Origin of the sequence: Pseudonocardia sp. McavD-2-B (assembly GCF_024124365.1) — a bacterium.
In the GTDB taxonomy this organism is placed as follows: Bacteria; Actinomycetota; Actinomycetes; order Mycobacteriales; family Pseudonocardiaceae; genus Pseudonocardia; species Pseudonocardia alni.
In genome coordinates, this window is record NZ_JAMXSG010000004.1 from 60136 (window position 1) to 69835 (window position 9700).

Consider the following 9700-nt stretch of genomic DNA (forward strand, 5'->3'; position numbering starts at 1 on the left):
GGGACGCCGTGTGCCGGCACCCACGGGGAGCGGGTACCGGCACACGGAGGTCGGTCGGGGACGCCCCGGTCGCGTGGGTGGGGTCCCGTCCCGACGTCGTCGGGGGTCCTGGCCGGCGGGGTCAGAACACCCCGGGCAGGACCAGGACCGCCCATGCGGCGAGCGGGCCGAGGGCCACGATTCCGCAGGTGTAGGTGATGACCTGGCGGTAGAAGCGGGTGCGGTCGACACCCCGGGCGTTGGCCAGCACCAGGGCGCCGTTGGTGGAGAACGGCGACACGTCGACGATCGTGGTGGAGATGGCCATCGCCGCGATCACGCCCGCCGCGGGCAGCGACCCGGTCAGCAGCAGCGGGATCGCCATCGGGATCACCGCGGTCAGGATCGCCGTCGAGGACGCGAAAGCCGAGGTGATGCCGACGACCAGGCACAGGACCAGGGCCACCAGCAGCGGGGCGCCCAGGTGCACGGCACCCTCGGAGACCCACTCGATCGTCCCCGCGTGCTCCAGTACACCGACGTAGGTGACCATGCCCGCAACCAGCAGGATCGTCGGCCAGCTGATGCCGTCGATCGCCTTGCCGAGGTTGTCGCGGTCCATCAGGGCCAGCACGGCACCGGCGGCCAGGGCCAGGAAGCCGATCTGCAGGTGGAAGGCTAGGGCGCCGACGACGAGGCCGACCAGCGCGACGAGCGTGGCGCGCTGCTGCCAGGTCACGACGCGGGGCTGGGTGCGGACCATCGTCGCCACACCGCCGCCGCCGGTGGGGAGCTCGTCGCCGGCGGCGGGCTCGGGCCGCTCGACGAAGCTCTCCTCGCCACGACGGCGCAGCAGCAGGTAGGTGATGCCGCCGAGCAGGGCGTTGAACGCGAGGCTGGCGAAGAACAGCACGGCCTGGGACACGGCGAGGCCGGAGTCGGCGACGATCCCGAAGACCAGCGCCCCGGAGACGGCCATCGGGGAGAACGCCCCGGCGTGCGCGCCGCAGATGACCATCATGCCGATCATCAGCGGGCTGATGCGGTACTGGAAGGCGAAGCTCATGCCGACCGGGACGAGCAGCGCGACGGCGGCGGGGGTGAAGGTGCCGAGAGCGGTGAGCACCGCGGCGACGGCGAACAGCACCCAGGGCACCAGGATCGCGCGGCCCCGCACCAGGCGGATCCCGGCGTCGACGAGCAGGTCGATGGTGCCGTTCAGCTTCGCCACGGAGAACAGGTACGTGACGCCGACGACGGTGATGAACAGCGAGACCGGGAAGCCTTCGAAGATCTCCTTCTCGTCGAGGCCGAGGGCGAACGTCCCGACCACGAACGAGGCGACGAAGGCGAGGATCCCGATGTTGATCGGCAGCATCGTCGCGACGACGAACATGCCGGCCAGGATCAGGACGGAGAGGAGTTGGGGTGACATCGTTGTCCTTCGTGACTCGGAGCGGTCCGGGTGTGGGCGGGATCCGGCCGGTGGTGCCGGTCCCGGGGCGGTGTCAGGCGGCGTGCACCGCGGCGGTCGGGACGGTGGCGGCGGTCGCGGGCTCCGGCAGGGCCAGGAGCGCGTCCGCGATCCGGCGCGCGGTGCGGCGGACCGCGACCGCGGGCAGGCCGTCACGGCTGCCGTGCACGGTGGCGATCACGCCGGCCGGGGTGTCGATCAGCAGGTCCTCCCGCTCCGTCGCGACGAGGTCGTGCAGGACGGTACCGGCGGTGCGGGTCGCAAGAGTGAGCGCGATGCTGCCGGTCACGGCGAGTGCCGGGTGGGTGCGCCCCATCGACAGCATGCGGACGGCCACGTCGGACCGGCCCGGCGCGCCCTCCGCGACCAGCGCCAGCTTGGGGACGGCGCGGGCGGCGTCGCGCGGGGTGTCGGCCAGGCCCATGCGGACGGCCGCGACCCGGCGGAGCACGTCCAGCCGGTCCAGCAGGCCCGGCAGGGCGTCGATCTCAGCGGGCGACTCGTGCCCGGTGATCCCGACGGCCGCCGCCGGGACGACGACGACCGGGGCGCCGGCGTCGACGAGGGTGACCTGCACGCCGTGCACGACGTCGGCCGGGTTCCCGCTGGGCAGCAGCGACCCGGTCGTGCGACCGGCCGGGTCGACGAACCACATGCGGATGCCGACGCCGGGGGTCGGAACCCCGGGGATGTGCTCGTGGCCTTCCTCGACGATGCGCCCGCCGGGGGTCGGCACCTCCAGCACGATCAGCTGGCCGGTGTTGGTGTTGTGCACGCGGACCTCGGTGACGTCCCCGGTGGGGACGACCCACCCGCGGCGCAGCGCCCACGGCCCGACGACCGCGGAGCAGTTCCCGCAGTTGCTGGTCCGGTCGACCCGGCCCTCGGCGATGCCGACCTGGGCGAAGGTGTAGTCGACGTCGGCGTCGTCGCGGGTGCTGCGGGCCAGCACGACGGCCTTGCTGGTGGTGGACGTCGCGCCGCCGACGCCGTCGATCTGGCGCGGGTCCGGGCTGCCGTAGAGCCGGAGCAGCACCTCGTCCGCGGTGCGGCCGTCGACCCGGAGGTCGTCGGCGTCGAAGACCCAGCACTTGCTGGTCCCACCGCGCATCCACGTGGCGGAGATGTCTCGCATGGCTGCTCCCGGAGTTACGGCGCGGCCGCCGGGGGTCGGCGACGTCGTCGACGGTGACGCCGACCGACGTGCAGCACAATCACGAGATATGGCACCCTCGTGAAGTCCTGCTTCATGGTGGCGAAGGCCGGAACGGAGCGAAGGACCGGCATCGGGTCGAGATCTCCCAGTTCAGCAGAGTGAAGTAGAACTGCACGGCCCCCAGTGGAACGCCGATACACCGACCCCTTGTCATCGGTCGCTTCGAGCGGCCGACCGGCCCCCGGAGGCCCCCGTGCTCGACGTCCGACGGCTCGCACTGCTCGCCGCGGTGCTCGACTCCGGCTCCATGACCGCGGCCGCCGAACAGCTCGGCTACTCACCGTCGGCGGTGTCCCAGCAGCTGCGCCGACTGGAGAAGGAGGCCGGCCAGCCGCTGCTGCAGCGCCAGGCCCGCGGGGTGCTCCCCACCGAGGCCGGCGCGGTGCTCGCCGGGCACGCCCGGCACGTGCTGCGCCGCCTCGAGGCCGCCGAGGCGGACCTCGCCGAGCTGGCCGGGCTGCGCCGCGGGACGCTCGCGATCGGTACGTTCCCGACGATCGCGAGCGCGCTGATGCCACGGGTCGTCAGCCGCTTCCGGCGCCAGTACCCCGACATCCGGCTCGACGTCCGCAGCGCCCGCCACGACGAGCTCATCGCGATGCTGGAGAGCGGCCGGGTCGGGATCTCGCTGCTCTGGGACTACGCCTGGGACCGGGTCGACCCGGGGCAGTTCTCGCTCACCCCGCTGCTCGACGACCCGACCGTCCTCGTCGTCGCCGACGACCACCGCCTCGCCCGCCGCCGCAGCGTCACCATGGCCGAGCTGGCCGACGAGGACTGGATCGTCCGCGCCCACGACCACCCGGTGGCCGAGGTGCTGGAACGCAGCTGCCGGGCCGCCGGGTTCTCACCGCGCATCGCCTTCGAGGCGAACGACTACCAGGAGGCGCAGGCGATGGTCAGCGTCGGCGTCGGGGTGGCGCTGGCCCCGCGGACGGCGGTCAGTGCACCCCGCCCCGACGTGCGGGTGCTCGGCCTCGGACGGGAGGCGCCGTCGCGGCGGGTGCTGCTGGCGCACCGGCCGGACCGGCTGCGGGCGCCGGCGGAGCTGGCGATGCACCAGATGCTGGTCGACGTCGCGCGGGAGTACCAGACGCAGCCGTGAGCCCGGACGGTCGCGTCCGGTGTCCCCGTACGTCCCGGGCCGGCGCTCTCAGCGCCGCCACAGCACCGGCGCGGGACAGTTGCGCGGTGAACACCGCCGATGCACAGCAGGCCGCGGGACTCGTCCTGACACTCGGATGGCTGCTCGTCGCGGCCGTCCTGTTCGCCCACCGGGCGGGCCTGGTGACGTCGGGTCCGCTGATCGGTCGCGACGTCCGGGTCCCCGGCCCGTTGCTGTGGGGATCGGGTGCGGCGGTGGCGTTCTACACCGGGCAGGCCGTCGTCGTCGACGCGGTGGAGGACGCCCCGAACCGCATCGTCGCCGGGGCCGACCGGCCGGTGCTGGACTGGATGATCGCCCACCGCACCCCGGACCTGACGGCCCTGATGGAGGCGGTCAGCCGCTACGGGGGGACGAACGGGACGCTGCTGCTCGCGGCGGTGGCCGTCGCCGTCCTGCTGGTGACGCGTCGCTGGTGGGACGCACTGGCCGTCGCCGTCGCGACCGGCGGTGTGGCGGTGCTGGTGCCGGCCTTCAAGGACCTCTACGGCCGCACCCGCCCGCCGGTGGCGACCCAGCTGGTCGTCGAGCCCGACCTGTCGCTGCCCTCCGGCCACGCCCTCGGCGCGGTCGTGGTCATCGGGATCGTCGCCGTGGTCCTGGGGCGCGCGAGGCGGTCCACCGGGTGGCGGGTCGCGGTCGGCGCCGTCGCCGCCGCCGCGGTCCTCACGATCAGCGTCAGCCGGCTCTACCTGGGGGTGCACTGGGTCACCGACGTCGCGACCAGCTGGACGCTCGGCGGAGCCTGGCTCGCGGTCGTCGTCACGGGTCTGTTGTGGGTGACCGGACGGGGCTTCGGGGCCGGCGCACGCGGCCGGACGGCCGGGCGCCCCGGGCCGCCCGTCGCGGGTTGATCGGCTCGACGCGAACGAAGAACCTGGTGGACGCGTTCTCCGGGGCCGTGCACTCCGAGCTCCCGGAGCTGCGCCTGCGGTGGGGGTCAGCCGCGAGTACCCCGGGGCCGTCGACCTGCCGTGCGCGTGGAACGAGGCCGCACCGTGCTGTCGGCGGCCGAGCGCTTCGGCGGGCCGGACGTGTCCCTGGCTGCCGCTCGCTCGTGCGACGACCCTGACCTGCAGGCGACGAGGTGAGGGCCCGTTGCTGGACTACGCCCGGGACGACGACGGCTCGCCGATCGCACGCTCCGCGCCTTCCACGACGACCCGGAGGAGACCGACCCGGGCCGTCCCGGCCGTCGCCCGACCGGCACCGGCGACGCGGTGCCGGTCGTCGTGCCGCATCCCTGCCGCCCGGGTCCCCGGTAGGGGGTTCCGGGCCGACGCCACCGGGCCCGGGCCTTTCGGCCCTTCGCCTCCCCGCCGCCCGCGAGCACCATGGAGGCCTCGGGGGGATGCCGTCCACCCGCCGCTGGGGAGCAGGCGGGTGGACGAGGGCCGGGGCCGGCCACGTTCAGGGAGCGTGGCCGGCCCCGGTGGTCCCCCGAGAGCGCCGGGGAACGGCTCTCTCGGATTCCGAGAATGCAGCACGGCGTGAGATATGTGTTCCGTGCAGGCCGGTCGTGACGATTCTCCGGCGACATTGCTCCGGAAGGCCCTCGAATCGGCATGCCCGGTCGCAGGACCCTCGAGCGAGACGTGCCGGTCACGGAGCCGGAACCTGTCCTGGGAGCCATCGACATGCCGGACGACGACAGGAGACCGCCGACCGGGCGCCGTCGGGCGGGCGCACCGGTCGGGTCCGTGACATGACCGGGCCGCCACGACGGTCCCCGCGGGGGCGACACGTCCCGGACCTGCGTCTCGTGACCGGGGGCCGCGGCGCCGTGTCGGGGTGCGTCCCGGCCCCCGACGCCGTCGCCGCCGGGCATCGTCGGCCGACCCCGCGACCGCTCGCCGCCCGGCCCCTCGCGGTGGTGCGCCCCGGCCCGGCCCCGCCGGGACGGATCGGCACCACCACGGACGACATGTCCGGTGCCGATGCGACACTCGACGCGCACCTGGGATGGACGCTGTATCGGGTGCTCGACGGGCTGCGGTTCCCGGTGCCACGCTGGCGCGTCCTCGCGCAGGCCGACGCCTGGGGGGTCGGCGGCAGCCTCCGTCTCTGGCTGACCGACCTCCCCGAGGGCAGCTACGCCGGTGTCCACACCGTCGTCGCGGAAATCCGCCGGATCCGGCGGACCTCCTGACGGCCGAGGGGACGGCCCCGGTGCGCGGCTCCCCGGCGCATCGGGGCTCGTGCCCTCCGATCCCCGGCCCACCGGCCCCGCACGCTCGAGGAGCGCGCGGCCGGGCTCGGCGGCCGGGCCGGCCTGGACGTCCCGCACGGCGGGAGCCGGCTGCGGCGGTCGGGCCCGCTGCCGGGACCTGTCGGTGGCGGGCGCGGTGCGGGGCTCGACCGGTAACGGAGCGGCGGCCCACTCCGAGTCCGTGTCGGAGACGACGCTGGGGGCGGGGTGTGACAAGGTCCTGCGCGGCCGGGCGAGACGTGTCGAACCCGGCGAGGGGGTGGCTGCGGGCCCAGCTGGACCGCGAGGTCGACTGTTCCGTGCACACGCTGCTCGGCGCGATGACCGAGCGGCTGTCGATCGCGGCGGGCAGCGCCGCGACGTTGCGGAGGCTCTCCGCGGACGGCGAGTGGCTGTCGCCCGTCGCCGCCCACCACCCCGACCCGGGGATGAGCGCGGCCATGATCGCGATCATGGAGGAGACGGCCCCTCGCGCCCGGTCGGGGCTGTGGCGGCCGGTCGTCGAGGAGCGCCGCGCCGTCCGCTATCGCGTCGACCCCGGAAGGACGCCCGCCGAGGCGTCCGACGAACAGGCCCGATTCCTCGACCGCTTCCCGGTCACGGCGGTGCTCGGCGTCCCGGTGGAGCACGACGGACGGCTGCTGGGCGGGACGGCACTCGTGCGCTACTCCGTCCCACGCCCGTTCGACGACGCGGACGAAGCATTGCTGGTCGACTTCGCCGCCCGCGCCGGTGTCGTGCTGGCGATGCTGGAGGAGTACACGTCCCTCCACACCCCCGACGGCTGAGACCGCCGGGCCGGCGAAGGCCGCACGACCCGCGCCGCCCTCGGTCAGGCCGCCGCCTGCGGGGCCTCCGGGGGAGCACCGACCCGGCCGATGTGGACCCCGGCGTGGTCGACGACCTCCCCACCGTCGCGCACCCGGCCGATGTGGACGTCGGCGTCGTCCAGGACGGCCCCGTCGGCACACGCACGGCCGAGCCGCACACCCCCGAAATCGACCACGGTTCGTCCCTCCACCGTCCGCTCCCTCCCTACGTGCCCCACCGGGGCGACGCGGTGGTTCCGCGTCCGTTGGACGATGACACCGGTGCCGGCCCGCGCGGCAGGGCCGTTGGGCCCGGCCGGTCGGCGCCCGGGCCCGTGGTGACCGGTGCGGTGACGTCGGTGGTGGCCGGACCGCAGGCGTCCCGACGGGTCGGCCCGGCGCCACCGTCCGTCGCCGGACGCGACCTCCGGCCCGGCCGCGGGGGCCCTTCGGCCGGGGCGCGGACGGCGGGCAGCGGGCCAGCCTGGGGGACGAGGGAGGGAGCCCGATGAACGATGCGAACGAGTCCCCCGAGGTGGTCGGTGTCGACGGGTCGGAGTCCGCGCTGAAGGCGGTGCGGTGGGCGGCCCGGGACGCGGCCGCGGCCGGACGCCCCCTGCACCTGGTCGCGGTGGCCACGGACCCGCCGCCGCTCGCCGACGCCGGACCCCAGGTGTGGGCCGAGCTGAGGGCGGCCACCGTCGCGGCGGCCGAGGACCACCTCCGGGCGGCGGTCGCGGCGGTGGCGCCGCTCCTGCCCCCCGAGCGGGTCGGGACCGCCGTCCGGGACGGGAGACCCGCCGCGGTGCTCGCCGACGAGTCACGGCACGCCGCGGCCGTCGTGGTCGGCAACCGCGGACGAGGTGGCTTCCGCGGTCTGCTGCTGGGGTCGACGGGTGTCGCACTCACCGCGTCGGCGCACTGCCCGCTCGTCGTCGTACGGGGGAACGAGGCCGCCGACGGCCCCGTCGTCGTCGGCGTGGACGGGTCGGACGGCTCCGAGGCGGCACTCGCCTTCGCCGTCGAGGCGGCCGCGCAGCGGCGGACCGCACTGGTCGCCGTCCGGGCCTGGGGGGAGCCGGCCATGGATCCGGCGGTCGCGGTGCTGCTCGACACGGTGGAGCTGCGCCGCGCGCAGGCCGAGGAGCTGGAGCAGGCGGTGGCGGCGCTGCGCGAGAAGTACCCGGACGTACCGGTCACGACGCACGTGACCCACGGCTCGCCCGCGACGGCCCTGAAGGCGGCCTCGGCCGAGGCGGGCATGGTCGTCGTCGGTGCGCGTGGACGGGGAGGTCTCGCCGGTCTCGTCCTGGGCTCGGTCGCCCAGTCCCTGGTGCACCACGCCGCCTGCCCGGTGGCCGTCGTCCGTCCCGAGGCCTCCCGGCGGGTGGCGGGATGACGGGCCCGGCGACGGCCGGCCCCCGCGTCCTGGTCGGGTTCGACGGGTCGCCTGCCGCGATCGCCGCACTGGGCGTGGCCGCCGACCTGCTGCCCGGCGCCGACGCGACCGTGCTGCACCTGTGGACGCCCCCCTTCGCCGGCGACGTCCTGCGACGCAGGCTCGTCGAGCGTGCCCGCACCGTCGACGAGCTGATGGAGCTCGTCGAGCAGGAGGGTGCCGCCGAGGCCGAACGGGTGGCACGGCTCGGCTGCGTCGTCGCCCGGGCGGAGGGGTGGACGGCCACGGCACGGGTGGCACGCAGCTACGGCGGCGACGGTCTGCGCTTCGCGGCCATGGCCCAGGAGAGCGGTGCGGACCTGGTGCTCGTCGGGGCCCGTGGCCTGAGCGGCGTCTCCGCGGTGCTGGACAGCACGACCGACCTCGTCGTCCAGCACAGCCCCGTGCCGGTGCTCGTCGTGCCGTTCCCGATGCTCGTCGACGAACGTGAGCGGGCCCGGACGGGACCGGTGGTCGTCGGGTGGGACGGGTCGCCGGGGGCGGCACAGGCGTGGCACGAGGCCGAGGCGCTGCTCGCCGGACGGTCCCGGGTCGCCGTCGTCGTCGGCGACGACGAGCGGGGCGCGGTGCCGCTCGACGGCGACTGCCGCGGGGTGACCCTGCGGCGGGTACCGGCCCCGCACCCGGTGCCCGGCCCGGCGCGGGCGACAGCCCGCGCCCTGGCCGAGGCGGCCCGCCGGGAGGCGGCGTCGGTCGTCGTGGTGGGATCCCGGGGGCGGTCCACCTGGCGGACGGAGCTGCTCGGGAGCACGGCGCTGGCCGTGCTGCGGCGTACCCACGTCCCGGTGCTGGTGGTTCCGGCGGCGGCACGGGTCACCCGCGGTGCCGAGCCGGTCGGGTCGGGCGCGGAGAGCAGCTGAGCCGCCCGGCCCGCCCCGCCGGGGCCGGGTCGGGCAGGCGCGGGTCAGGGCCGGGACGTCCCCCGCCGGTCGACCTGGTCGACGAGTGCCCGGCGGGGGGTCGCCGGCGGGGGAGCGGCGGCGCTCGGCCAGCCCACACGCAGGACGACCTGCGGCGACAGCGAGCCGCCGAGCACGCGGTCGGCCACCGCCTCGGTGGTCCGCGCGACCTCCAGCGGCTCCGTGAGCGGGCACGTGGCGAGCCCGAGCTCCGTCGCCTGGAGCAGGACCGCGCTGAGCGCCTCACCGGCCCGCAGCCGCGCGAGCCGGTCGTCGGAGGACGTGCCGAGTACCAGCAGCGTCGCGCCGTCCTCCCCGTGCGCCGCCGGGGGGAGCTCGGCGCCGGCGAACCGGCGGTGCGGCAGACCCGCACCGGACCCCGACGGCACCGGCACGTTCGCGGCGGGGACGCCGTCGTCGGCGGCACGGCGGCCGGACCACAGCCCGAGCTCGAGGTCGTAGCCGGGCGTGGCGTCGTGCGTGGTCGCGG

General features: G+C 75.8%; 10 protein-coding genes. 6 read left to right on the forward strand and 4 right to left on the reverse strand.

Annotation, left to right across the window (positions count from 1 at the left end; genetic code table 11):
• Positions 1-121: 121 nt before the first annotated feature.
• Together NH602_RS01625 and NH602_RS01630 are read right to left on the reverse strand one after the other, a co-directional pair.
• On the reverse strand, positions 122-1414 hold the full coding sequence (locus NH602_RS01625) for an SLC13 family permease (RefSeq protein ID WP_179760451.1): 1293 nt from the start codon (positions 1412-1414) through the stop codon (positions 122-124).
• A gap of 73 nt (positions 1415-1487) precedes the next feature.
• Positions 1488-2588 carry a PrpF domain-containing protein gene (locus NH602_RS01630; RefSeq protein WP_253066795.1) on the reverse strand — a complete coding sequence of 367 codons (1101 nt, stop codon included), beginning with the start codon at positions 2586-2588 and terminating at the stop codon, positions 1488-1490.
• A gap of 274 nt (positions 2589-2862) precedes the next feature.
• Between NH602_RS01630 and NH602_RS01635 the strand changes: the two genes are divergently transcribed.
• The 4 genes from NH602_RS01635 (at position 2863) to NH602_RS01650 (ending at position 6831) form a co-directional block, all read left to right on the forward strand.
• Positions 2863-3774 carry a LysR family transcriptional regulator gene (locus tag NH602_RS01635; protein ID WP_179760449.1) on the forward strand — a complete coding sequence of 304 codons (912 nt, stop codon included), beginning with the start codon at positions 2863-2865 and terminating at the stop codon, positions 3772-3774.
• Between the two features lie 86 nt (positions 3775-3860).
• Entirely contained in the window at positions 3861-4688 is an 828-nt protein-coding gene (locus tag NH602_RS01640; protein ID WP_179760448.1) for a phosphatase PAP2 family protein, read from the forward strand.
• A 1070-nt stretch (positions 4689-5758) separates the two neighbouring features.
• Positions 5759-5983 carry a hypothetical protein gene (locus NH602_RS01645; protein WP_179760447.1) on the forward strand — a complete coding sequence of 75 codons (225 nt, stop codon included), beginning with the start codon at positions 5759-5761 and terminating at the stop codon, positions 5981-5983.
• 359 nt (positions 5984-6342) lie between these two features.
• Positions 6343-6831, forward strand: a complete 489-nt coding sequence (locus tag NH602_RS01650; RefSeq protein ID WP_253066796.1) for a GAF domain-containing protein — start codon at positions 6343-6345, stop codon at positions 6829-6831.
• Positions 6832-6875: 44 nt separating this feature from the next.
• On the opposite strand, the gene NH602_RS01655 is transcribed toward NH602_RS01650, so the two are convergent.
• Positions 6876-7049 carry a hypothetical protein gene (locus NH602_RS01655; RefSeq protein ID WP_179760445.1) on the reverse strand — a complete coding sequence of 58 codons (174 nt, stop codon included), beginning with the start codon at positions 7047-7049 and terminating at the stop codon, positions 6876-6878.
• 311 nt (positions 7050-7360) lie between these two features.
• Here NH602_RS01655 and NH602_RS01660 point away from each other — a divergent pair, with 311 nt between their 5' ends.
• On the forward strand, positions 7361-8251 hold the full coding sequence (locus tag NH602_RS01660; protein ID WP_253066797.1) for a universal stress protein: 891 nt from the start codon (positions 7361-7363) through the stop codon (positions 8249-8251).
• Complete coding sequence (locus NH602_RS01665) at positions 8248-9171, forward strand: universal stress protein (RefSeq protein WP_253066798.1); 924 nt, start codon at positions 8248-8250, stop codon at positions 9169-9171. Before NH602_RS01660 ends, NH602_RS01665 begins: the two co-directional genes overlap by 4 nt.
• Positions 9172-9215: 44 nt before the next feature.
• Here the strand turns inward: NH602_RS01665 and NH602_RS01670 are convergent.
• On the reverse strand, positions 9216-9700 hold a 485-nt coding region (locus NH602_RS01670), incomplete at its 5' end, for a nitroreductase family protein (RefSeq protein ID WP_253066799.1).